Annotated in this window: 21 protein-coding genes; 13 read left to right on the top strand and 8 right to left on the bottom strand. The window is 72.3% G+C overall.

Going from position 1 to position 23,413, the window contains the following annotated elements; all coding sequences use genetic code 11:
- Positions 1-183: hypothetical protein (locus tag OQ02_RS46250; protein WP_231500332.1), on the top strand; the 183-nt coding region annotated here is incomplete at its 5' end.
- 218 nt (positions 184-401) lie between these two features.
- Here OQ02_RS46250 and OQ02_RS33450 read toward each other — a convergent pair.
- The 4 genes from OQ02_RS33450 to OQ02_RS33435 are packed head-to-tail and all read right to left on the bottom strand — an operon-like array spanning position 402 to position 4,010.
- A complete protein-coding gene (locus tag OQ02_RS33450; protein WP_033442649.1) occupies positions 402-947 on the bottom strand; it encodes an NUDIX hydrolase in 546 nt (181 codons plus the stop codon).
- Positions 944-2,335 (bottom strand): coenzyme F420-0:L-glutamate ligase, encoded by a 1,392-nt coding sequence (locus tag OQ02_RS33445; protein WP_156077469.1) that lies wholly within the window; start codon positions 2,333-2,335, stop codon positions 944-946. Before OQ02_RS33445 ends, OQ02_RS33450 begins: the two co-directional genes overlap by 4 nt.
- A complete protein-coding gene (gene cofD, locus OQ02_RS33440) occupies positions 2,271-3,236 on the bottom strand; it encodes a 2-phospho-L-lactate transferase (protein WP_033442647.1) in 966 nt (321 codons plus the stop codon). The genes OQ02_RS33445 and cofD overlap by 65 nt, the downstream gene beginning before the upstream one ends.
- Before the next feature lie 24 nt (positions 3,237-3,260).
- On the bottom strand, positions 3,261-4,010 hold the full coding sequence (locus tag OQ02_RS33435; RefSeq protein WP_033442646.1) for a site-2 protease family protein: 750 nt from the start codon (positions 4,008-4,010) through the stop codon (positions 3,261-3,263).
- Positions 4,011-4,278: 268 nt separating this feature from the next.
- On the opposite strand from OQ02_RS33435, the gene OQ02_RS33430 reads away from it, so the two are divergent.
- Both OQ02_RS33430 and OQ02_RS33425 read left to right on the top strand, forming a co-directional pair.
- Positions 4,279-4,584 carry a WhiB family transcriptional regulator gene (locus tag OQ02_RS33430; RefSeq protein ID WP_051773102.1) on the top strand — a complete coding sequence of 102 codons (306 nt, stop codon included), beginning with the start codon at positions 4,279-4,281 and terminating at the stop codon, positions 4,582-4,584.
- Positions 4,585-4,653: 69 nt separating this feature from the next.
- Positions 4,654-7,929 carry a glycosyltransferase family 2 protein gene (locus tag OQ02_RS33425; protein WP_033442645.1) on the top strand — a complete coding sequence of 1,092 codons (3,276 nt, stop codon included), beginning with the start codon at positions 4,654-4,656 and terminating at the stop codon, positions 7,927-7,929.
- Positions 7,930-7,948: 19 nt separating this feature from the next.
- Here the strand turns inward: OQ02_RS33425 and OQ02_RS33420 are convergent, their stop codons facing one another.
- Positions 7,949-8,392 carry a metallopeptidase family protein gene (locus OQ02_RS33420; RefSeq protein WP_033442644.1) on the bottom strand — a complete coding sequence of 148 codons (444 nt, stop codon included), beginning with the start codon at positions 8,390-8,392 and terminating at the stop codon, positions 7,949-7,951.
- Positions 8,393-8,552: 160 nt separating this feature from the next.
- Between OQ02_RS33420 and OQ02_RS33415 the strand changes: the two genes are divergently transcribed.
- From OQ02_RS33415 to OQ02_RS33390, 6 genes are all read left to right on the top strand, one after another.
- Positions 8,553-8,912 carry a DUF3499 domain-containing protein gene (locus tag OQ02_RS33415; protein WP_081916119.1) on the top strand — a complete coding sequence of 120 codons (360 nt, stop codon included), beginning with the start codon at positions 8,553-8,555 and terminating at the stop codon, positions 8,910-8,912.
- 77 nt (positions 8,913-8,989) lie between these two features.
- Positions 8,990-10,342, top strand: a complete 1,353-nt coding sequence (locus OQ02_RS33410; RefSeq protein ID WP_033442664.1) for a phosphomannomutase/phosphoglucomutase — start codon at positions 8,990-8,992, stop codon at positions 10,340-10,342.
- A gap of 5 nt (positions 10,343-10,347) precedes the next feature.
- Positions 10,348-10,545 carry a Trm112 family protein gene (locus OQ02_RS33405; RefSeq protein WP_033442663.1) on the top strand — a complete coding sequence of 66 codons (198 nt, stop codon included), beginning with the start codon at positions 10,348-10,350 and terminating at the stop codon, positions 10,543-10,545.
- 6 nt (positions 10,546-10,551) lie between these two features.
- A complete protein-coding gene (locus OQ02_RS33400) occupies positions 10,552-11,631 on the top strand; it encodes an SIS domain-containing protein (RefSeq protein ID WP_033442643.1) in 1,080 nt (359 codons plus the stop codon).
- Between the two features lie 4 nt (positions 11,632-11,635).
- A complete protein-coding gene (gene manA / locus OQ02_RS33395; RefSeq protein ID WP_033442642.1) occupies positions 11,636-12,850 on the top strand; it encodes a mannose-6-phosphate isomerase, class I in 1,215 nt (404 codons plus the stop codon).
- 42 nt (positions 12,851-12,892) lie between these two features.
- A complete protein-coding gene (locus OQ02_RS33390) occupies positions 12,893-13,813 on the top strand; it encodes a cation diffusion facilitator family transporter (protein ID WP_033442641.1) in 921 nt (306 codons plus the stop codon).
- 63 nt (positions 13,814-13,876) lie between these two features.
- On the opposite strand, the gene OQ02_RS33385 is transcribed toward OQ02_RS33390, so the two are convergent.
- Positions 13,877-15,388, bottom strand: a complete 1,512-nt coding sequence (locus OQ02_RS33385) for an amino acid permease (RefSeq protein WP_033442640.1) — start codon at positions 15,386-15,388, stop codon at positions 13,877-13,879.
- A 110-nt stretch (positions 15,389-15,498) separates the two neighbouring features.
- Here OQ02_RS33385 and OQ02_RS33380 point away from each other — a divergent pair, with 110 nt between their 5' ends.
- A complete protein-coding gene (locus OQ02_RS33380; protein WP_051773101.1) occupies positions 15,499-16,788 on the top strand; it encodes a glutamate mutase L in 1,290 nt (429 codons plus the stop codon).
- On the opposite strand, the gene OQ02_RS33375 is transcribed toward OQ02_RS33380, so the two are convergent.
- Positions 16,745-19,123, bottom strand: a complete 2,379-nt coding sequence (locus OQ02_RS33375) for a hypothetical protein (RefSeq protein WP_033442639.1) — start codon at positions 19,121-19,123, stop codon at positions 16,745-16,747. The two genes, OQ02_RS33380 and OQ02_RS33375, sit on opposite strands and share 44 nt — an antisense overlap.
- A gap of 140 nt (positions 19,124-19,263) precedes the next feature.
- On the opposite strand from OQ02_RS33375, the gene ahcY reads away from it, so the two are divergent.
- A complete protein-coding gene (ahcY, locus tag OQ02_RS33370) occupies positions 19,264-20,727 on the top strand; it encodes an adenosylhomocysteinase (protein ID WP_156077468.1) in 1,464 nt (487 codons plus the stop codon).
- 45 nt (positions 20,728-20,772) lie between these two features.
- Here ahcY and OQ02_RS33365 read toward each other — a convergent pair whose 3' ends face one another.
- Positions 20,773-21,732: a hypothetical protein gene (locus OQ02_RS33365; RefSeq protein ID WP_033442637.1), complete on the bottom strand. Its 960-nt coding sequence runs from the start codon at positions 21,730-21,732 to the stop codon at positions 20,773-20,775.
- A 140-nt stretch (positions 21,733-21,872) separates the two neighbouring features.
- On the opposite strand from OQ02_RS33365, the gene OQ02_RS33360 reads away from it, so the two are divergent.
- Positions 21,873-22,514, top strand: coding sequence for a dTMP kinase (locus OQ02_RS33360; protein ID WP_033442636.1), 642 nt, complete (start codon positions 21,873-21,875; stop codon positions 22,512-22,514).
- Positions 22,515-22,699: 185 nt separating this feature from the next.
- On the top strand, positions 22,700-23,377 hold the full coding sequence (gene mtrA, locus OQ02_RS33355) for an MtrAB system response regulator MtrA (protein ID WP_015104936.1): 678 nt from the start codon (positions 22,700-22,702) through the stop codon (positions 23,375-23,377).
- The last annotated feature ends 36 nt before the right edge of the window (positions 23,378-23,413 follow it).

Below are 23,413 nucleotides of genomic sequence, written 5' to 3'. Positions count from 1 at the left end.
CTACACGTAAGGAGTCGTCGGCAGCGTCAGATGTGTATAAGAGACAGGCGCGAGGCCCCGGGCCCGGTGCCCACGGTGCAGCAGGTCCCCGCCTCCCGCCCGTCGCTGTCGCAACGCCTCTCCGGCGGCCCCGACCAGCGCCCACCGGGCCTCTCCCAACGCCTGAACGGCAACGACCGCTAACCCACCCCGCCGTGAGTCCTACGTTCAGAACGCGTGAGTCCTACGTTCAGAACGCGTGAGTCCTACGTTCAGAACGGGTGAGTCCTACGTTCGGAACGGGTGAGTCCTACGTTCCGGTACCCCGAGTTCAACGCTCAGGAGCGGCGGCCGTGTTCTGAGCGTTGAACTCGGGGGTTCCGAACGTAGGACTCACGGGGCGTGAACGTAGGACTCACGGGTTAGCGGAGGCGGGCGAGGGCGGCTTCGATCATCGGGTGCAGGTCGTCGACGTTCGACGGCATGCCGTCCAGCGGCCACCACTGGAGGTCGAGGGACTCGGCGCTGCGGCGCGGCTGGGCGTTCACCGGCGCGCGGACCAGGAACCGGACGTCGAAGTGGCGCGTCGGCTTGCCCAGCGAGCACGTGATCGGGTGCACGTCCAGGTGGATCGGCACCGGCTCGATCCGCAGGCCCTGGATCCCGGACTCCTCCCGCGCCTCGCGCAACGCCGCCGAAGCGAGCGTGGTGTCCGACGACTCGCAGTGCCCGCCCAACTGGAGCCAACGCCCCACCCGCGGGTGCAACGTGAGCAGCGTGTGATCGGCGGTGGCGTTCAGCACCAGGGCCGACGCCGTGACGTGCCCCGGCTCGCACGAACGCGAGCAAGCGTCGTCACGAGCCGCCAAGAACCCCAGGTAGGCCTGCCGCATCGACTCCTGAGCCGGATCCGCGGGCCGCCAACCGCTCAAGGTCGACACCACGTCGGCGTGCAAGCTCGAACTCACCGTTCCAGGAACCTCTCATCCACCGCACCCAACACCCGCGGCGTCGGTTCCGCCTCCGGGTGCCCGATCGCCACCGCGCCCAACGGCTCCCAGTCGGCCGGCAGGTCGAGCACGTCACGCACCACGTCCGGGCAGAAGATCGTGGACGACACCCAGCACGACCCCAGGCCCTCGGCCGTCAACGCCACCAACAGCCCTTGCACGGCCGCGCCACCGGCCACCGTGAACATCGTCCGCTCCGCCGAAGCCCGCCGCTCGTCCGGATACGCGTGCGCACCCTCCCGCACCAGGAACGGCACCACGATCTCCGGCGCGTTCCGCAGGAAGTCCCCACGCGCGACCCTGGCCGCGACCCGCTCCTCCGACAACCCGTCCCCGCGCAGGTCCGCACGCCAACGATCGCGCATCGCGTCCAGCAGCGAGTCGCGCTTCACCGTCAGCCGGACGAACCGCACCGGCCGCGTGTGGTGCGGCGCCGGCGCCGTCAAAGCGGCGGCCACGGCCCGGCGGATGGCCGGGACGGACACCGGATCACCGGTGAACGACCGCACCGAGCGGCGCATCGGCACCGCTTCCGCCCGCCCCTGCGCCAACGCCTCGGCCGTGCCCAGCCGGAACAAGTCCTCCGCGACCGGCCGTGCCAGGTCGCGCGCGGTGGAGCCGTCGTCCGACACCGGCAGCCCGCGCACCACGGCCACCGGCACCGCGCCCAGCTTCCCCTTCACCAGGTCCGCCGCCGCGGCGATCTCGTCGGCCACCGCCACCTCGGTCACGACCAGCGGGTTGCCGTGCCGGTCCACCGAACCGCCGTACCGGTGCAGCACGGCCAACCCGGACGCACCGATCGCCGCGTCCGTCTGACCGACCCGCCAAGCACGACCCATCGTGTCGGTCACGACGACCGCGACCGAGACGCCCAGCCGCGCCGCCAACGCCGAGCGCAACGCCGCGGCCGACCCGTCCGGGTCCACCGGCAGCAACGCGATCTCGTCGGCGGCCACGTTCGACGCGTCCACGCCCGACGCCGCCTGCACGATGCCCAGCTTGTTCTCGGTGATCAACGTCCGCCCGCGCCGGGCCAGCACGCGCACCGACTCGGCCTCGACCCACTCCCGCCGCACGGCGTCGCGCTCTTCCGGCGAAGAGGGCACCGGAACCAGCCGGCCCTCCACTTTGGACAGCACCTTGGACGTCACCACGACCACGTCGCCGTCACGCAACCAGGGCGCGGCCGAAGCGAGGGCCGCGGCCAGGTCGTCACCGGGCCGGAACTCCGGCAGCCCGGTCACCGGCAGCAACGTGATCGCCGACGGGGAAGCGTGATCAGCCAACGTCGACCCCGGCCAGTTCCAGCGCCGCCCGCGCCATCGACGCCGTCGCGTCCACATCGGACATCAGCAGCGGCACCGCCCGCACGGCCACGCCCGGCACGTCGCAACGGTCGCCCGTGTGCACGAGCCAGCCGTCGAGCACGCCGCGGTCCGTGGTCTTGCGCGACCCGTAGTACCGGCCGACGGCCTCGGCGGACGTCTCCACGCCGATCGCCGTCAGGCACGCGTCGGCCATCCCGCGCAGCGGCTTGCCGCCCACGATCGGCGACAGCCCGACCACCCCCGCGTCGGTCTTGCGCAAAGCGTCGCGCACCCCCGGCACACCGAGGATCGTGTTCACGCTCACCACCGGGTTCGACGGCGCGATCAGCACCGCGTCGGCCTCACTCAGCGCGTCCAGCACACCGGGCGCCGGCGTCGCCGTCTCCACCCCGACCGACGCGAACGACCGCGCGGGCGTCTGGGCCCGGTGCTTGACCCACCACTCCTGGAAGTGGATCGCCCGCTCGCCCTCCTCGGCCGTCACGACGACGTGCGTCTCCACCCGGTCGTCCGACATCGGCAGCAGCCGCACGCCGGGCTCCCAGCGGTGGCACAGCGCCTCCGTCACCGCGGACAGCGGGTACCCCGCGCGCAGCATCCGGGTCCGCACCAGGTGCGTCGCGACGTCCCGGTCGCCCAGCCCGAACCACGTCGGTTCGGCGCCGTAGGCGGCCAGCTCCTCCTTGACCGCCCACGTCTCGCCCGCACGGCCCCAGCCGCGCTCCGCGTCGATCCCGCCCCCGAGGGTGTACATGCAGGTGTCCAGGTCGGGACAGATCCGCAACCCGTGCATCCACACGTCGTCACCCGTGTTCACCACGGCGGTGATCTCGTGCTCCGGACCGCCCAGGAGGCTCTTCAGCCCGACCAGGAACCGCGCCCCGCCAACCCCGCCAACCAGTACGACGACCTTCACGGGTCGCATCCTCCCACCGGGCCGTCAGCGCCAGAACAGGAAGGTGCCCTGCCCGACCGCGGCCAGGTACCGGTCACCGCCGATGAGCTCGAACGCCGAGTAGGCGGCGTCGAAGAACAGAGCCGCGATCGTCGGGAACCCGATCAGCACCGCGAACAGCACGAACGGCGCCCACGGCCGCACCTTCGCGCCGAACTGCTGGGCCGAGTACGACATGTACGGCTCGATCACGCCCCACCCGTCCAGACCGGGGATCGGCAGGATGTTCAGCACGAACGCGAGGATCTGGACGGCGGCCAGGTACGACAGGGCGGCGGCCAAACCTACGGGCGGCGTGAAGAGAATCACCGACAGGGCCAGCAGCACGCCGAGCACCAGGTTGCTCAGCGGTCCGGCCAGCGACACCATCGACTCCACCCGCTTGTCGCGCAGCGCGTGGTGGTTGATCCACACCGCCCCGCCGGGCAGCGGGATTCCGCCGAACGCCAGCAGCACCAACGGCAGCACGATGCTGAAAACCGGGTCGGTGTACCGGCGGATGTCCAGGGTCAGGTACCCCTTCCCCTTCACCGCGTAGTCGCCGCCGCGGTACGCCACGATCGCGTGGCCGAACTCGTGCAGGCACAGGGAAACCGCCCAACCGCCCAGCACGAAGAGGACCGTGCCCGCGGTCACCGCCGCGGCGGAGTCGAGCAGGGTCAGCACGGCGCCTGCCACCGTCACCGCGAGCAGGCTGAGGAACAGTGGACTGGGACGCACCGCTGATCGCTTCACCCTTCCAGTGTGGCCTCCCCGGTCCGGTCGGTCACGGGCGTCCTGTAGGCCATCCGCGCGGCCGATATCGCTCGGCGCACCGCCCCAATCACCGTCTGTGCTGCTAGTCAAGGGTTTTCGGGCCATTGGCGCGAATATCCCCCGTCCTGTGGACTCGGCTTGACCGCGTGTTGTGACACAGGTGTAATCACATCGGTGTCATTCGTCGTTGTGGGGACGGCGAGTGGTGTCCGCCAACCGGGGAGAGCGGAAGGCGAGGAGGCGGACTATGCAGGAATTCGACGGGGGTCGCATCGTGGACGGGGACGTCCCGGCACAGGAGCCGGTCGTGCTCGACCTGTTCGACGCGGCCGATGAGCAGGACTGGCAGGAGCGCGCCCTGTGCGCGCAGACCGACCCGGAGGCGTTCTTCCCGGAGAAGGGCGGCTCGACCAGGGAGGCCAAGCGGATCTGCCTCGGGTGCGAGGTGCGCTCCGAATGCCTGGAGTACGCCCTGCAGCACGACGAGCGCTTCGGCATTTGGGGCGGGCTGTCCGAACGCGAGCGGAGGAAGCTCAAAAAGCGCGCGGTGTGATCGCTTGCGCGGTCGCTCTGGCTTACCGTGGTCGTCCCACGGGGAGTCGGAGCAACTGAGGAGCGGACCTTGACGAGCGGGGCCACTCCGCGGCTGCGCACCGCACCCGTGCTGGCGGTGCTGGTCTGCCACGACGGCGACCGGTGGTTGGGCACGGCGCTGTCCGCGCTGCGCCGGCAACGACCACGACCGCGCCACGTGATCGCGGTCGACACGGGTTCTGTCGACGGCACGGCAAAAGTGCTCGCCGAAGCCGCCGAAGGTCTCGATCGAGTGATCGACGGCGTGATCACGCTGCCGCGCGGCACGGGATTCGGCGCGGCGGTGCACGCCGCCGTCGACCACGCCGTCGAGCGCTGGGGTGATCCCGGCGCGTGGCTGTGGCTGCTACACGACGACTGCGCGCCGGAGCCGGACTGCCTGTCCGCGCTGCTGACCGCGGCCGAGGTGTCGCCGTCGGCGGCCGTGCTGGGGCCGCTCGGTCTCGACTGGACCGATCCCCGGCTGGTGGTGGAGGCGGGGCTGTCGACCGACGCGTCCGGCCACCGGCAGACCGGCATGGGCCGGGTCGAACTGGCCGGGTCGTTCGAGCAGAGCACCGAGGCGCTGGCGGTGTCGTCGGCGGGGTCGCTGATCCGCCGCGCGGCCTGGGAAGCGCTCGGCGGCTACGACCGGACGATGCCGTTGCTGCGCGACGACATCGACTTCGGCTGGCGGGCCAACCTGGCGGGCCACCTCGTGCTGTCCGTCCCCGTCGCCCGGATGCGGCACGCGCGGGCGGTCAGCCGGGGTTCGCGGCGGTTGGACGCGGCGGCGGCACGGCCGGGTCCCGCGTTGCGCGGCGTGGACCGGGCGCACGGGCTGCGGACGTTCCTGGTCAACTGCGGGACGTTGTCGTTCGCCCTGGGGCTGCCGCGGATCGCGGTGCTCGCGTTCCTGCGCGCGCTCGGATTCCTGTTGCTGCGCCGTTTTTCCGACGCGCACGCGGAGATCGGCGCGCTGCGGTACCTGCTGAGCGGGCGGGCGGGGTTGCGGGCCGGACGTGCCGCGCGGCCGGTGCGCGGGGTCGTGCCCGGCCTGTTCACGAGCCGGATCACCCGGTTGCGCAACGCGATCCGGGGTGCGTCGACCCACCTCATCCGGCGACGCGTCGAGGCCGACCTCGCGCTGGGGCGACTGCCCGAGGACGACGGCCGGCCTGGCGCGTGGTCGGTTCCGTCCGAAGTGGAGCGTCGGGTGGTCGGTCCGGCGGCGCTGCCCGCCGGTGCGCTGACCCGACGTCGGCCCGTCCGGGCGACCGGTGGGCTTCGCCGTCCCGCCGTGGCGGTGCCGGTGGGCGCCGCGCTGCCGTCGCCGGTGCTGCCCTCGCCCAAGCCCCGACCTTCGCCGGTGCCCCGTGGTTCGGCGGCGCCGGAGTTCGTGTTCGTGGAGGTCGACCGGGGGCGGGTGCTGCGGTCGCTGGTGCTCGGACCGCCGTTGCTGCTGGTCCTGGGGCTGGCGGTGTTCGGGGTCCTGGCCAACGCGTCGCGGATCGGGCTCGACCTGGCGGGTGGTCGGCTGCTGCCGGTGGGAGACCTCGCGTCCACGTGGTCCTCGTACCTGGCCACCTGGCACCCGGTGGCGGGCGGCACGACGGCGCCCGCGCCCGCCGCGCTGGCGGTGCTCGGGACGGTCGGCGTGCTGCTCGGCTCGCCCGCCGCGCTCGTGGCGGTGCTGTTCATCGGTGACGCGCCGTTGGCCGGGCTGGCCGCTTATGCGGCGTCGCGGGGGATGCCCGTGCGACGGCCCGTCCGCGCGCTGGTGGCGGCCGGGTACGCGTTGCTGCCGGCGGCCACGTCGGCGGTGAGCCAGGGGCGGCTGGACGTGGTCGTGGTGCACGTGATGGCGCCGGTGGTGTTCGCCGGGGTGGCGTCCGCGCTGCGGGGCGGGTCCGGTGCCGCGTGGCTGCCGGTGGCGTCGGGGACGGCGCTGGCGCTGGCGGTGGTGGGCGCTTTCTCGCCGTTCGTGCACGGGCTGGTGGCGTTGGCGGCGCTGATCGGGTTCGTGGTGGTGCCGGGGCGGCCGGGTGACGGTCGGCGGCGGGTGGCGTCGCTGTTCATGATCGTGCTGCTGCCGGTGGCGTTGCTGCTGCCGTGGCCGGCGGTGGTGCTGCAGCACCCGTCCGTCGTGCTGCACGGGGTGGGTGCGTTCGTGGAGTCGCCCGCGGTGGGTTTGGTGGACCTGCTGTCGTTGCGGCCCGGCGGGACGGGGTCGGTGCCGTTCGTCGGGCTCCTGGTGGTCGGGTTCGCGTTGTCGGCGCTGGTGCTGAGGCCGTCGCGGTCGATGCTGGCCGGCTTGGCGGTGGTGGTGCTCGGGGGGTTCGCGGTGATCGTTCTGCGGACCGTGTCGTTGCCGCCCGTGCCGGGTGGTGACGCGTCGCCGGGGTGGGCCGGTGGGCCGTTGGTGCTGGTCGGGTGGGGGTTGCTGTGGGTGGTGCTGTCGGCGTTCCGGCGGGACGCGGCGCCGGTGCCGTTCCGGCGGGTGGTGTCGGTGGTCGGGGTGCTGTCGGTGCTGGTGATGGCCGGTGCGGGGTTCGCCGGGCTGCGGTCGGGCGCGTTGACGGCGGACGCGGTGCGGTTGCCGTCGACGGTGGCGCAGGAACTGCCGCGTACCGGGCGGTCGGTGCTGGTGCTGGGCACGCCGACGCGCCTGGTGGCCGGGCGGCTGCCCGCGTTCGGCGATGACGACTACGTGCCCGTTCCGACGGCCGTCGCGCGGTTGGAGCGGTGGTCGCGGGACCTGACCGGTGGGTCGTCGCAGGCCGCTCGGGCGGCGTTGGCGCAGGCGGCGGCTTCGGGGGTGGCGTTCGTGGTCGTGCCGGACCTGGCGACGGCTCAGCGGGTGCGGGCTGCGACAGGTGACCTGGTGGGTGTGACCCCGGCGATGTCCGACGGGCGTCCGGTGCTGCGGGTGCAGTTGGCGGCAGGCAACGCGGTGCTGCTGTCACCGGAGCTGTCGCGGCGTGCCCGTACCGGCGGGAACCCGTCGGTGGAGCTCGGCACGCCCGGTATCGCCCCCGTCGAAGCCGCGCCGCCGGAGGTGGGCGTGCAGGTGTCCGACGGTCCCGATGGGAGGCTGCTGGTGCTGGCGGCGGAGGAGGAGCCGGCCTGGCGCGCGTGGGTGAACGGCCGCGAGGTCCAGGTCGTCCGCGCGTGGGGGCACCTGGTCGGGGTGACGGTCCCGGCCACCGCCTCGGAGGTCCGCGTGGAGGCCGCCTCCACCCTCCGCGAACTCCTCTTGGTGCTCCAGGCCGCCGCCGCCCTCTTCACCCTCTTGACGGCCATCCCCACCCGCCGCCGCCCCTGACCCGCTCGTCGTGGGCGGGCTATTCGCCGTCGATCACGTCCGGGTCGAGGCCCAGGTAGTTGGCGATCTGCTCCACGAGGACGTCGTGGACCAGGTCGGACAGGTCCGCGCCGTCCTTCGCGCGGGCCTCTAGGGGACGCCGGTACAGGACGATGCGGGCCCGGCGGTCCGCGCCGGCCGGGACGAGGCGGGCCAGCGGGACGTTGCCGTCCTCGACCACGTCCCCGTCGTCGCCCGACTGGACGTCCGGCACGTCGTCCACCGCGACGTCCAGCTGCGTGAGCTCGGTGCGCCACCGCGCCTCGATCGGTTCCAGCGCCTCCAGCACCAACGCGTCGAAGCGCTCCGCGCGGCTGCGGGCCGCCGGCAGCGTGGCCGGGTAGAGCGGGCCGCGCAACCCCCGACCGTGCCGATCGCGGTTGCGTCGCCGAGGAGTGCCCTGTCGCCGTGAACCCCGAGCCATCACCACGGGGTAGAGGGTAGTTGCAGCCGACAGCCGCACCCGAGCGGGACGGGCGGACGGCCTTCACGACCAGGCAACTTGCCGAAGTGCGCCACCGCCTCCAACGCCGCGCCGGAGGTAATCCAACACACGCCGCGCGGGACGCGATATCGTCCCCGCCGTGCGGAGCGTGAGACGGTGCTCGCGAACCGGGTGCGCGAACCCGGCAGTCGCCACGCTCACGTACGCCTATGCGGACTCGACCGCAGTGGTCGGCCCCCTGGCGACGTACTCCGAACCGCACTCGTACGACCTCTGCGAAGAGCACGCCCTGCGCCTCACCGCGCCACGTGGCTGGGAGGTCGTCCGCTACCAGGGCGAGTTCCGGGCGCCCGAACCCACCGTCGACGACCTGACGGCGCTGGCCGAGGCGGTCCGCGAAGCCGGCCGGGCCACCCCGCCGATGGAGGTCCCCGAGCTGCCGGCGGGCACCATCAGACGCGGCCACCTGCGCGTTCTGCCCGATCCCAACGAAGACTGAACGACCGGACACGACGCTCACGCGCGCGCCGGTAGGCTTCCCAAGGCAGTGTCAAGAGCCAACTTGGGAGTGTGGCCGTGCGCGATCTGTCCGGCATCGTCAAGGCTTACGACATCCGCGGTGTCGTCGGCGAACAGCTCGACGCCGAGGTCGTGCGCGACTTCGGCGCGGCGTTCGCCCGCCTCGTCGGCGGCTCGGCCGTGGTGATCGGCCACGACATGCGCGACTCGTCGCCCGGCTTGGCCGCGGCGTTCGCCGAGGGCGTCACCGCGCAGGGCGTCGACGTGGTCAGCATCGGTCTGGCCAGCACCGACATGCTGTACTTCGCCTCCGGCAAGCTCGACCTGCCCGGCGCGATGTTCACCGCGAGCCACAACCCGGCCGAGTACAACGGCATCAAGCTGTGCCGTCCGGGCGCCGCACCGGTCGGCCAGGACAGCGGCCTCAAGCAGATCCGCGAGGACGCCGAGCGCGGTGTCCCGGACGCCGAGGGCGTCGCGAAGGGCTCGGTCACCGAGCAGGACATGCTCACCGACTACGCCGCCTACCTGCGTGAACTGGTCGACCTGAGCACCAGCCGGCCGCTGAAGGTCGTGGTCGACGCGGGCAACGGCATGGGTGGCCACACCGTGCCGCAGGTGTTCGAGGGCCTGCCGATCGACGTGGTGCCGATGTACTTCGAGCTGGACGGCAACTTCCCGAACCACGAGGCCAACCCGCTGGACCCGAAGAACATCGTGGACCTCCAGGCCAGGGTCGTCGCGGAGAAGGCCGACGCCGGCGTGGCGTTCGACGGCGACGCGGACCGCTGCTTCGTGGTGGACGAGCGCGGCGAGCCGGTGTCACCGTCCGCCATCACCGCCCTGGTCGCGGTGCGCGAGCTGGCCAAGGACCCGGGCGGCACGATCATCCACAACCTGATCACCTCGCACGGCGTGCCCGAGATCGTCCGCGAGCACGGCGGCGTGCCGGTGCGCACCCGCGTGGGCCACTCCTTCATCAAGGAGGAGATGGCCAAGACCGGCGCCATCTTCGGCGGCGAGCACTCCGCCCATTACTACTTCCGCGACTTCTGGCGTGCCGACACGGGCATGCTGGCCGCGCTGCACGTGCTGGCCGCGCTCGGTGAGCAGGACGGCACGCTGTCCGACCTGACCAGCGACTACTCCCGGTACGCGGCGTCGGGCGAGATCAACTCCACGGTGGACGACCAGCAGGGCAGGCTGGCCGCCATCAAGGCGGAGTTCGGCGGGCGCGAAGGCGTCGAGCTGGACGAGCTGGACGGCCTCACGGTGAACCTGCCGGACGGCTCGTGGTTCAACCTCCGTGCGTCCAACACCGAGCCGCTGCTCCGGCTCAACGTCGAAGCCGCCGACGCGGCCTCCGTCGCGGCGTTGCGCGACGAGGTCCTGGCGATCGTGAGGGGATGAGCGTCGTGGCTGTCCAACTCGACCCGCAGTTGATGGAGATCCTGGCCTGTCCGTGCCCCGAGCACGCGCAGCTGAAGCCCGGCACCGCGACCGACCCGCTGGCGGACTACCTGACCTGCACCTCGTGCGGCCGGTCGTTCCCGGTCCGGGACGGCATCCCGGTGCTGCTGCTCGACGAGGCTGTCGAGCCGACCGCGGGGTGATGCCAGGTGCTCGACGACACGCTCCTCGACGACCAGTCCCGGCTCGGCGACGCTGACCGGGAAGGTCTGCTGCGCGCGGCGGCACGGGCGGGCGCGCAGGTCCGCGCGACCGCCGAGGCCGCCGACGAGCTTGGCGTCGCCAGGGTGTTCCAGGAGCGCCCGCGGGCGTTGGTGCTGGTCACCCGCCCCGGTGTCGGCGCGGCCATCGCCGGTGTGGTCACGGCGCTGCTCGGGCCGCGCTGCCCGGTGCCGGTCGTGGTCGCGGACGACGTGCCGACGTGGGTGGGCGCGCTGGACGTGGTCCTGGCGCACACCGAGGACCCCGGTGACGTGCGGATGGCCGAGTCGGTCGACCGCGCGGCCCGGCGTGGCGCGCGGGTGCTGCTGACCGCCGAGCCCGAGGGGCCGGTGGCCGCGTCGGCCGCGCAGCACGCGTTCCTGATCCCGCCGCGGGTGCCGGTGCCGCCCGGGTTCGGCTTCGCCCGCGGTTTCGCCGCGTGGGTGGTGGCGCTGAAGGCGTTGGGCCTGCTCACCGTGGACGTGCAGGCGGTCGCGGACGAGCTGGACCGGGAAGCCGAGCGGTGCCACCCCATGCACGAGTCGTTCGTGAACCCGGCCAAGACGCTGGCGCTGCGCATCGACCGGCGCACCCCGCTGCTGTGGGGCCTGGACGACCTGGCCACGGCCGTCGCGGCGCACGGCGCCGGCGTTCTCGGCACTTATGCGGGCGTGGTGAGCGACGTGGCCGGCTATCCTCAGGCGCTGACCCGGTCGGTGCTGCACCGCCGGGCCGTGCGCGGCACGTCCGGCGACGACCTGTTCGCCGACCCGGACGACGAAGAGCAGGACGGCCTGGTCCGCGTGCTGCTGCTGGCCGTGCGCCAGGGCCCGCAGGCCGAGTTCACCCGGCGGGTCGCGATGGAGACCTTGTCCGGAGCCGACGTGCTCGAACCGGCCGAGGAGGTGAGCGGCGGGGACGCCGTGTGCGCCGCGCTGCTCGCCCTGCGGTTCGAGCTGGCCGCGCTGTACCTGGGTCTGGCGGCGGGAACGCTGGGCGGACCCGGGCTGTACGCGCCGGCCGTGTGAGGGGATGACTGTGGAACTGCTGCACAACGCGGTGCGCGCGTACGCGTGGGGATCACGCACCGCCATCGCGGAACTGCTCGGGAAGGAGGTGCCGACACCGCACCCCGAGGCCGAGCTGTGGATGGGCGCCCACCCAGGTGACCCGTCCCGGGTGGTGGGTCCGGACGGCTCGCGTTCGCTGCTGGAGATGCTGGCCGACGACCCGGACGGCCAGCTGGGCACCCCGCACGCCGACCGCTGGGGTAGCCGGTTGCCGTTCCTGCTCAAGGTGCTGGCCGCGGAGGAGCCGCTGAGCCTCCAGGCGCACCCGTCGGCCGAGCAGGCCGCGGACGGGTTCGCCGCCGAGGACGCGGCGGGCGTGCCGATGGACTCGCCGATCCGCAACTACAAGGACCCGTCCGCGAAGCCCGAGCTGATCTGCGCGCTGACCGAGTTCCACGCGCTGGCGGGGTTCCGCGACCCGCTGCGGACGGCGGTGCTGCTGCGGTCGCTGGACGCGCCGGACTTCGCCCCGTACGCCGAGCTGCTGGCTTCCCAGCCCGACGGTGACGGACTGCGGGCGCTGTTCACGACCCTCATCACGTTGCCGCAGACCGCGCTGGACATGCTGTTGCCGCAGGTCCTGGACGCGTGCGTGCTGCACGTGAAGGAGCGCGGCGAGTTCGACCTCGAGTGCCGGACGATCCTGGAGCTGGGCGAGGCGTACCCCGGTGACGCGGGCGTGCTGGCCGCGCTGCTGCTCAACCGGCTGGTGCTGCAGCCCGGTGAGGCGATCTACCTGCCCGCCGGCAACCTGCACGCGTACCTGCACGGCACCGGCATCGAGATCCTGGCGAACTCGGACAACGTGCTGCGCTGCGGGTTGACGCCGAAGCACGTGAACGTGCCCGAGCTGATGCGGGTGCTGGACTTCCAGTGCGGCGACATGCCGGTGCAGAGCGGCGCGGAGACGTCGCCGGGGCTGTGGTCGTACCGGACGCCGTGCCCCGAGTTCGAGCTGTCCCGGATCGAGGTCGGCCCTTCCGCCCACGTTCGGGTGGATCACAGCGGGCCGCAGGTCATGGTCTGCACGCGTGGCCAGGCGCGGTTGTCGAACGGGAGCCAGTCGCTCGTGCTGGAACGCGGCCAGTCCGTGTGGCTGCCCGCGAGCGACCCGGCGGTGGTGGTGACGGCCGACGTCGAGACCCAGCTTTTCCGGGCGACCCCCGGTGTTGAGTAGGGTCACACCGACAAATCGGACTTGTGCGCTTAGGGAGCAACCGTGTCAGCAGGGGGCGGGACCAAGGCGATCATCGCCGCGCTGGTGGCCAATGCCGGGATCGCAGTGGCCAAGTTCGTCGGCTTCCTGATCACCGGGTCGTCGTCGATGCTGGCCGAGTCGGTGCACTCGGTGGCGGACACGTCCAACCAGGGCCTGTTGCTGCTCGGGCAGAAGACCGCGCAGCGCAAGGCCACCCTGAACCACCCGTTCGGGTTCGGTCGGGACCGCTACTTCTACTCGTTCATCGTCGCGCTGATGCTGTTCAGCCTCGGCTCGGTGTTCGCCCTGTACGAGGGCATCCACAAGCTGGAGTCGCACGAGGCGCTGAGCAGCCCGCTGGTCGCGGTGGGCATCCTGGTGGTCGCGATCGCCCTGGAGACCTACAGCTTCCGCACCGCGATCGTCGAGTCGCGGAAGATCAAGGGTGACGCCACGTGGTGGCAGTTCATCCGGCAGTCGAAGGTGCCGGAGCTGCCGGTCGTGCTGCTGGAGGACGCGGGCGCGCTGTTCGGCCTGGTCCTGGCGCTGATGGGCGTGGGCATGTCGACCGTCACCGGCAACCCGGTGTGGGACGCGGTCGGCACGATCTGCATCGGCGTGCTGCTCGGTGTGATCGCCGTGATCCTGATCGTGGAGATGAAGTCGCTGCTGATCGGCGAGGGCGCCGCGCCGGCCGAGCTGGACGTGATCGTGGACCAGCTGGCGGCGGGCAAGGTGCAGCGCGTGATCCACATCCGGACCCAGTACATCGGGCCGGACGAGCTGCTGGTGGCGGCGAAGATCGCGCTGAACCCGGGTCTGACGATCACCGAGGTGGCCAGTGCCATCGACGACGCGGAGCAGCGCGTGCGCAACAAGGTGCCCGCGGCCCGCTTGATCTACCTGGAGCCCGACCTGGACCGTTCGCTGGCCAAGTCGTAGTTTTCCGGCTGGACGAAGGGGCGACGAGCCGTTGTGCTCGTCGCCCCTTCGCCGTCCGCGGGGTTACGGGATCTCGTCGTGCTTCACGACGGGGACGGCGGTGGTGCCGCGCTTGCCCAGCACGGAATGCCGGCGGCTGTACGCGAAGTACACGACGACGCCCACGGCCATCCACGCCAAGAACCGGACCCACGTCAACGCGGTCAGGTTCAGCATCAGCCACAGGCACGCCAGGATCGCGAGCACCGGCACCAGCGGCACCAGCGGCACGCGGAAGCCGCGCGGCAGGTCGGGGCGGGTCTTGCGGAGCACCAGGACACCGGCCGACACCAGGATGAACGCGAACAGCGTGCCGACGTTCACCATCTCCTCCAGCTTGCCCGCCGGGAAGAAGCCCGCCGCGACGGCGACCAGCACACCGATGATCACGGTGATCCGGACCGGCGTCCCGTGCTCGCCCGTGCGCGCCAAGCCGCGCGGCAGGAGGCCGTCGCGGGACATGGCGAACAGCACCCGCGACTGACCCAGCATCAGCACCATCACCACCGTGGTCAGGCCCGCCAGCGCGCCGACGGAGATGACGGTGGCAGCCCAGTCCACCCCGTTGGCCGAGAACGCCGTCGCCAACGTCGCCCGCGTGCCGTCCGGCTGGGTCTTGAGCTGGTCGTACGGCACCATGCCGGTGATCACCAACGACACACCGACGTACAGCACCGTCACGATCGCCAGCGAACCGAGGATGCCGCGCGGCACGGCGCGCTGCGGGTTGCGGGTCTCCTCGGCGGTCGTGGCGACCACGTCGAAGCCGATGAACGCGAAGAACACCAGCGACGCGGCGGCCAGCAGCCCGAGCACGCCGTACGTGCTGCCTTCGAAGCCGGTGACCAGCGAGAACAACGACTGCTCCAAGCCGCTCGCGGTGGTGCCGCCGGATTCGGCGGGCGGGATGTACGGGCTGTAGTTCGCCGCCTTGACGTACCCGATCCCGAGCACGATCACCAGCAGCACCACGGCCACCTTCACCGCCGTGATCACCGCGCTGACCCGCGACGACAGCTTCGTGCCGATGACCAGCAACACCGTCAGCACGGCGATCAGCAGCAGCGAGCCCCAGTCCACGTCGACGCCGCCGACCTGCGCGGTGGTCTTCACCGCCACACCGGCCTGCCCGAGCACCGTCTGGAGGTAGAGCGACCAGCCCTTGGCCACCGCCGCCGCGCCGACCGCGAACTCCAGCACCAGGTCCCAGCCGATGATCCACGCCATGAACTCGCCGAACGTCGCGTAGGAGAACGTGTACGCGCTGCCCGCCACCGGCACGGTCGACGCGAACTCGGCGTAGCACAACGCGGCCAGCGCGCACGCGACCGCCGCCAGCACGAACGCCAACGACACGGACGGACCGGCCAGGTTGCCCGCCGTGGACGCGGTGAGGGTGAAGATCCCGGCGCCGATCACCACCGCGACGCCGAACACCGTCAGGTCCCACGCGGTGAGGTCCTTGCGCAGCCTGGTGCCCGGTTCGTCGGTGTCCGCGATCGACTGCTCGATGGACTTGGTGCGCCACAGTGTCATATTGCGCAGCCTCCGGCGTCGCGAACGATCGACGCGACCTCGCGGTCTGGTGGTCGGTTCGTTCAGTCTAAAGCGGGGGTACGACATCCGTCGCGCGGTAGTTTGCCCGCATGAGCGTGCTCTGCCTGGACATCGGCTCGACGTGGACGAAGGGCGCCCTGGTGTCGCCCGCCGGTGACCTGCTGGGCACCGCTCAGCACCCGACGACCCCGCCGGAGGTGCTCCGGGGCATCGACGCCGTCGCGAACGCCCTCGGCCCGGCCGACCGGACGCTCGCGTGCTCGTCCGCCGGCGGTGGGCTGCGGCTCGCGGTCGTCGGGCAGGAACGGCTGATCAGCGCCGAGGCCGGGTACCGGGTGGCGTTGTCGGCGGGCGCGAAGGTCGTCCACGTGTCGGCCGGACCGCTGGACGGCGCGGGCATCCGGGCGTTGCGCGCCGCCGCACCGGACGTCGTCCTCCTGGTCGGCGGCACCGACGGCGGCGACCGGTCGGTGCTCCTGCACAACGCCCGCCGGATCGGCGCGAACCGCATCGCCTGCCCGATCGTGCTGGCCGGCAACGCGGAAGCCCGACCGGAGGCGCTGGACCTGCTCACCGGCCGAACGGTCGTGCCGACCGCCAACGTGCTCCCCGACGTGGGCGAACTCGCGCCGGGCCCGGCCCGTGCCGCGATCCGCGACGTGTTCCTGGAGCACGTGATCGGCGGCAAGGGCCTGTCCCGCGGGCCGAAGTTCCGCGGGCTGGTGCGGGCCGTCACGCCGGACGCGGTGCTCGGCGGCGTGTCCCGGCTGGCGGCGCAGGACCGGGAAGGCGCGGTGCTGGTGGTGGACGTGGGCGGCGCGACCACGGACGTCTACTCGGCGGTGTCCACTGTGGAGGGTCCGGAGCGCGCGGTGGCGCTGCCGCCGGACCGCCGCACGGTCGAGGGCGACCTCGGCATGCGCTGGTCCGCGCCCGGCGTGGTGGCCGAGGCGCTCGCGGAGAAGCTGATCGACAAAGCGGAAGCCGCCGCGCTGGGCGAAGAGGCCGCCGCGCGGGTTGCGGACGTGACGTGGCTGCCCGACGACCCGACCGCGGACCTCAGGCTCGCGGGCCTCGCCGCCGTGCTCGCGATCCGCCGGCACCTCAGGCTCGTCGAGGGCAGTCTGGGACCGCAGGGCGTCGGCCTGCTGGTGCTGTCCGGCGGCGTCTTCCGGCACGCCGAGTCCACAGAGGACGTCGAACGCGTGCTGCGCGCCGACCCCGTCCTGCGCCCGATCCTGCGCAACGCCGCCGCCACCGTCGACCGCGACTACGTGCTGGCACCGGCCGGTCTGCTCGCCGAGGCAGGCCACACGGGGGCGGCCGACCGCCTGCTCACTTCTTTTCCGGTGACACCACCGGCGCCTGCCGCGCGGTAGGCAGCACGGGTGGCGGCGGCGGGTCGGGCGTCTCCAGCCCGGCCGCGATGGCCACCGCCCGGTCCCACTCGGGGTCGGACGTGTAGTCCGCGTGCCGGTTCACGCCCGGCGCCCACCGCCGACCGGGGAACGGCCCGCGCTGGGGGTCCGGGAGCCAGTGGTCGCCGCCCAGCACGAGCGCGCCCGTCGGACCGCGCAACGCCGGCGGCAACGCCCCCGACGTCCCGTCCGGCCGGAAGCCCGTGCCGAGCAGCATCCCGTCGTACACCTGCCGGTCCCACGTCATCACCGCGCCACCCAGCGCGTCCGTGCCGCGGCACAGCGACCGCCACCGCCCCGCCAGCCCGCCGGCCAACGACTCCAGCGAACTGTGCGGCACGACCGCCGGGAACGCCCGCGGGTACGCCCATTGCAGCTGCGACCCGGCGGTGACGAGCCCCACCCGTTCGGCCTCGTGCGGCGGCAGCTCCTCCAGCAGCCGGGCCGCCGCCACCGCCGCGAGCAGGCTGCCCTGGCTGTGCCCGGCCAGCACCACCCGCACGCCGGGGTCGGACAGGTGCTCCCGCACCCGCGCCACCAGCTCCGGCACCACCTTCAACGCATAGCACGGCGGCACGACGGGGTGCGCCTCGCGCGGCCAGAACGCCGCGAGGTCGGCCAGCACCCCCACCTGCCGGGCCTTGTCCGGCCGCCGCGCCGCCAGGTACACCGCCCGGAGCAGCGACAACGCCAGCACGGCCAGCACGACCACGCCGAACCCGGAGATCGGCCGGGTCCACGTCGGTGGGTCGACCTCGCGCAGCCGCAGGAACGCCGCGGGCACCGCACCGAACGCCAGCACCGCCGTCATCACGAGCACCACGTGGTGGCTGTGCCGCCGCTGCCACCGCGCCCACCACCACGCCCGCGCGGCGCGCTTCACGTCCCGAGCGCGTCCCGCGTGCAACAGGGACGCCTCTCGTGCCCACTCCTTGTCCCGCCGCAGCGAGCTCCACCGCACCATCCCGGTGGTCGCCGCCATCGCCACCGCGGCCAGGAACGCCAGCACACCGGCCACGCCCCACAGCAGCGCGATGTAGTCGTACCCGCGCGGGAGCACGCCGTGCCCGAGCACCCGCCGCGCGGTCAGCGCCACCCCCGCGCCGAACCCGCCGCCGAGCAGCGCGGCCACCGCCACCACGGGCGCGGCCATCCAGCCACCGGCCCACGGCCGCAGGTCGCGCGGCTGCGCCGACCACGTGCGCCGGGCCAGCAACGCGGCCGGCACCAGCAGCAACCCGATCAGCACGCACACCGCCGCGACCAGCGCGGCCACCATCTGCACGGCCAGGTCCGCACCGGGCAACCGCACCGGCAGCTGGACCAGCAACCCGGTCGCGACCAGCAACGACAGCCACGACACCGCCTGCAACACCCGTCGCGGCCCACGTCCCAGCGCGGCCCGCAGCCACCGCCCGCCCCGGTGCGGCGCGCCGCCGGTCGGGTCGTCCAGCAGCATCGCGCCCAGCGCCGACACGCCGACGAGCGTGATGCCGACCACCCAGCACGTCGTGATCGCGGCGCCGTGCCAGCCGGGCGCGAGCAGCGGACCCAGCGGCCCGCCCAGCGCGATCACCACGGCCGTGCCCAACCCCGCCACGACGTGCAGCACCCGCAACGCGGGCGTGTCCGGGTCGGTGGCCACGTGCGCGCCGGGCAGCCCGGACCGGTTGCCCTCGGCGGCGGGCACCTCCTTGCGCTCGATCCGCCAGTCGACGCTCGACATCCGGTGCAGCACCAGCACGGCCAGCGCGATGGGCGCCAGTCCCACCACGGCCCGCACCCACGGCGTCGTGCTCAGCCACGACGGACCCCACAGGCACGCCGCACCCGGCGCGAGGCACTGCGCGGCCACCAGGTCCAGGCTGATCACTTCCAGCTGCGCGACCAGCAGCACGGTCAGCAGCAGCGCCGCCAACCGCAGCAGCGCACGCAGCCCGACGCCCAGCAGGTGCGCCGGCACGGACCCGCGTGGCGTGGGCGGCAGCATCCAGTGCGCCACGTTGGCCAGCGAGAACGGGAACAGCAGCGCCCACGTCGCCTTGGCCCAGCCGCCGGACGTCATCCGGCCCCACACGTAGCCCTCGACGACCCGCGTCACCGGGCGTCCCGCGGCCTGCAACACCGGGCCGGGCGCGGGTCTGCGCAGGCGGTCGGCGGGGCGCACGACGCGGCCGAGCCCGTCGCCCGCCACGTCCACCGCCGCCACCGCGTCCACAAGGGACTGCGGAGTGGTGCCCTGGACACCGTGCACCCGCAGCTCGACCACCCGTGTGTCGGGGCCGGGAATCAGCACGTAAACCCTCCCGTGAACATCACTTCAGCCTTGCCATACTGGTCTATCGACCCCCGGTTGCGAGGCCACCTCGGCGGCCCGGCGTGGCGGGCGGTGACCGGGAGGTATGGTCGGGCGAACCCGAGATGTGAGGAATGCGCATGATCGCCGACAGGCTCCAGACCCGTAATGGCCTCGACTTCGCGGTGGCGGACCTGTCCCTCGCGGAGTTCGGCCGCAAGGAGATCCGGCTCGCCGAGCACGAGATGCCGGGGCTGATGGCGCTGCGCCGCGAGTACGCGGACGTCTACCCCCTCAGGGGCGCGCGGATCTCCGGCTCCCTGCACATGACCGTGCAGACCGCCGTGCTGATCGAGACGCTGGTGTCGCTGGGCGCCGAGGTCCGCTGGGCGTCGTGCAACATCTTCTCCACCCAGGACCACGCCGCCGCGGCGGTCGTCGTCGGCCCGCACGGCACCGAGGAGGAGCCCAAGGGCATCCCGTGCTTCGCCTGGAAGGGCGAGACGCTGGAGGAGTACTGGTGGACCGCCGAGTCCATGCTGACCTGGCCCGACGGCGGCGGCCCGAACATGATCCTGGACGACGGCGGCGACGCGACGCTGCTGGTCCACAAGGGCGTGCAGTACGAGAAGGCCGGTGTCGTGCCGCAGCCCGAGGCGGACGACCCCGAGGAGTGGGTGCTCATCCTCGACACGCTGCGCAAGTCGCTCGCGGCGGACAGCGGCAAGTGGACCCGGATCGCCGAGGGCATCCGCGGCGTGACCGAGGAGACCACGACCGGCGTCATGCGGCTGTACCAGCTGGCCGCCGCCGGTGAGCTGCTGTTCCCCGCGATCAACGTGAACGACGCGGTGACCAAGTCGAAGTTCGACAACCGGTACGGCATCCGGCACTCGCTGATCGACGGCATCAACCGCGGCACCGACGTGCTGATGGGCGGCAAGGTGGCCGTGATCTGCGGTTACGGTGACGTCGGCAAGGGCGCGGCCGAGTCGCTGCGCGGCCAGGGCGCCCGGATCGTGGTGACCGAGATCGACCCGATCTGCGGGTTGCAGGCCGCGATGGACGGCTACGAGGTGCGGACCCTCGAAGAGGTGATCGGCCGCGCCGACATCGTGATCACGACGACCGGCAACAAGGACGTCGTGCGCGTCGAGCACATGGAGGCCATGAAGCACCAGGCGATCCTGGGCAACATCGGCCACTTCGACAACGAGATCGACATGGCCGGCCTGGCCCGGTACCCCGGCGTCCGGCGGGTCAACATCAAGCCGCAGGTCGACGAGTGGGTGTTCCCGGACGGCCACGCGATCCTGGTGCTGTCCGAGGGCCGGCTGCTCAACCTGGGCAACGCGACCGGTCACCCGAGCTTCGTGATGTCCAACTCGTTCTCGAACCAGGTGATCGCGCAGGTCGAGTTGTTCACCAAGCACGAGGAGTACGACAAGGAGGTGTACCGCCTGCCGAAGGTGCTGGACGAGAAGGTCGCCCGGATCCACCTTGAGGCGCTGGGCGGCAGCCTCACCAAGCTGAACAAGGACCAGGCGGAGTACATCGACGTGGACGTCGAGGGCCCGTACAAGCCCGATCACTACAGGTACTGAGCCTGCCAGGCGGAACGGCCGGTGCCTCGCGCGCCGGCCGTTCCTTCACGTCCACTCGACGCTGATGCCCGCGATACCGGGTCCGACGTCCTCGAAGTAGGCGCTGGCGAAGCCGCCCAGCCCGCAGACCAGCTCCTCCAGGTCCACCGGCAGCGCCTCGGCGTCCACCCGGAACTGCTTGGTGCATCGGGCGGGCAGGGCGCGGCGGTTGAACGCCAGTTGCAGCAGGTAGTTGCGGCACGGCTCGCGGAACGTCCGGCGGTGGCCGTGCGTCGGCCCACCGGTGTCGTCCACCACGGTGAAGCTGAACACGTGCTCCTCGCCCTCGGCGAGCCTGCGGTCGAACAGCAGCTCGAACGCCAGCCCGCGGGTGGCCGGCTGCCTGCGCAGACGTCCCAGCCGGCAGCCCTCGCCGGGTCGCACGAGCGCGTTGTCGATCAGGCAGCCCTCGTCGCCCTGGTGCACGGCGAGGAACCGGTCCGGCCCGGCCTTGGCCGCCCGCACGACGATCCGCGTGGTGATCGACCGCCGCTCCCGCTCCGGCCCGACCAGCACCGTGTCGTGCACGGACACGACCTCGATGTCGGTGTTCGCGCCGACGTCGGTCACGGCCTCGAACTCCGTCAGCACCGGTACGGGTGACACCCAGCCGGACGGCCTGGCGAGGCGTGGTTGCGGCCGGTTGCCGACGAGCGCCACCAGGGACTCGGACGGAAGTCGCAGCACGGTCTCCAGGGCGCGCACGGTCGCGATGGCCCGTGGCACTTCCGGGTGACGCAGGCCGCGTTGCCAGTAGCTGAGCGTGGACTGCCCGACCTGCACGCCCTGCTGCTCCAGGTGCGCCCGGAGCCGGGCCAGGGACAGGCCGCGGTGCGCGATGGCGTCGTGCAGTGCCCGGTGGAACGGTCCGTAGCGCAGCGTTTCGGCGAGGCCGCCGGGCAGGCTCGGGGGCGGATGGGCGCCCGGCTCGTCCACCGGTCTGGCGTGCCCGGAATCCGCGGTCACCGCGGCACCACCCTTTCGCGCAACCGGAAATGGGGTTCACCGTAGTCACTCAATCTGGTGACGGAAAGGATCAACCGTCACCCAAGTGGGGGACATGATGCCGCCGATCGTGGCCGGGTAGCGCCCCTTAGGGTGGTCGCGTGGGAAAACTCGTCGTGATCGAAGGCTTGGACGGCGCCGGTAAGCGCACCCTGGCCAAGGCCTTGACCGACGCGCTCGACGCGCGCGGCGCGAAGATCGCCACCGGCGCGTTCCCCCGCTACGACGAGGACGTGCACGCCGACCTGGTGCGGGACGCGCTGCACGGCAGGCTCGGCGACCTGACCGACTCCGTGTACGGCATGTCGGTCCTCTACGCCCTCGACCGGCGCGGCGCGGCCGACAAGATCCGCGCCGACCTCGCCCAGTACGACGTCGTGCTGCTCGACCGTTATGTCGCGTCCAACGCCGCCTACGGCGCGGCCCGCCTGCACCAACCCGCCGACGGCGAGTTCGTGGCCTGGCTGAGGGCGCTGGAGGTGGAGCGCTTCGGCTTGCCGATCCCCGACCTGCACCTGCTGCTGCGCGTGCCGGCGAGCGTCGCTGCGGACCGGGCCGCGCACCGCGAGGCGGAAGAGGCCCGTGGACGGGACCTGTACGAGTCCGACGGAGGTCTCCAAGCGCGGTGCGCCGCCGTGTACGACGAGCTGGCCGCCTCGGGGTGGCTCTCGCCGTGGGAGGTGCTGGACGGGACCGCCGACTTGCGCATCGAGTCGATCCTCGACCGGTGGTTCACCCGTTAGTGTGAGAACGTAACAAAACGTCACCAGTACGCCGATGAGTCGCTGACGATTCCCGTTCAGCGAGACGAGGTGGGCTGGTGGATCGGCGACAGAGACTGGCTACGGAGTGGACCCGGCCGGCGACCAGCAGCGATGACCGCTGGGCGGTGCGTGGACTCCCGACCGCTAGTGGGACGATGTTGGGTATGAAGGCACGCGTGCTCGTCGTGGACGACGACCCCGCCCTGGCGGAGATGCTGACCATCGTGCTGCGGGGCGAGGGCTTCGACACCGCTGTGGTGGCCGACGGCGCACGCGCGCTGCCCGCGCTGCGCGAGCTCAAGCCGGACCTGGTCCTGCTCGACCTGATGCTGCCCGGCATGAACGGCATCGACGTCTGCAAGGCGATCCGGTCGGAGTCGGGCGTCCCGATCGTGATGTTGACCGCCAAGAGCGACACGGTGGACGTCGTGCTGGGCCTGGAGTCCGGCGCGGACGACTACGTGGTCAAGCCGTTCAAGCCGAAGGAGCTGGTGGCGCGCATCCGCGCCCGCCTGCGGCGCACCGAGGCCGAGCCGGCCGAGGTGTTGCAGATCGGCGACCTGACCATCGACGTGCCCGGCCACGAGGTGCTGCGCGAGGGCAAGCCGATCCAGCTCACGCCGCTGGAGTTCGACCTGCTCGTGGCGCTGGCCCGCAAGCCGCGCCAGGTGTTCACCCGCGAGGTGCTGCTGGAGCAGGTGTGGGGCTACCGGCACGCGGCGGACACCCGGCTGGTGAACGTCCACGTGCAGCGGCTGCGCTCCAAGGTCGAGCGCGACCCCGAGCACCCCGAGGTGGTGCTGACCGTCCGCGGCGTCGGGTACAAGGCCGGACCTCCATGATCGTCGGCGTCGGCACTCCACGACGCCCAACGGGAC

The organism is Saccharothrix sp. NRRL B-16314 (assembly GCF_000716595.1).
Taxonomy (GTDB): domain Bacteria; phylum Actinomycetota; class Actinomycetes; order Mycobacteriales; family Pseudonocardiaceae; genus Actinosynnema.
Note: the sequence above shows the minus strand (reverse complement) of the source record. Positions and strands in the feature narration are given on the sequence as shown.

Bases quoted from the DNA above. Each gene is read 5' to 3' on its own strand.
- OQ02_RS33385 (WP_033442640.1), bottom strand. From the start codon at position 15,388: ATGACACTGTGGCGCACCAAGTCCATCGAGCAGTCGATCGCGGACACC.
- manA (WP_033442642.1), top strand. From the start codon at position 11,636: ATGACTGTGGAACTGCTGCACAACGCGGTGCGCGCGTACGCGTGGGGA.
- OQ02_RS33430 (WP_051773102.1), top strand. From the start codon at position 4,279: ATGCAGGAATTCGACGGGGGTCGCATCGTGGACGGGGACGTCCCGGCA.
- OQ02_RS33380 (WP_051773101.1), top strand. From the start codon at position 15,499: ATGAGCGTGCTCTGCCTGGACATCGGCTCGACGTGGACGAAGGGCGCC.
- OQ02_RS33445 (WP_156077469.1), bottom strand. From the start codon at position 2,335: ATGTGGACGCGACGGCGTCGATGGCGCGGGCGGCGCTGGAACTGGCCG.
- mtrA (WP_015104936.1), top strand. From the start codon at position 22,700: ATGAAGGCACGCGTGCTCGTCGTGGACGACGACCCCGCCCTGGCGGAG.
- OQ02_RS33420 (WP_033442644.1), bottom strand. From the start codon at position 8,392: ATGGCTCGGGGTTCACGGCGACAGGGCACTCCTCGGCGACGCAACCGC.
- ahcY (WP_156077468.1), top strand. From the start codon at position 19,264: ATGATCGCCGACAGGCTCCAGACCCGTAATGGCCTCGACTTCGCGGTG.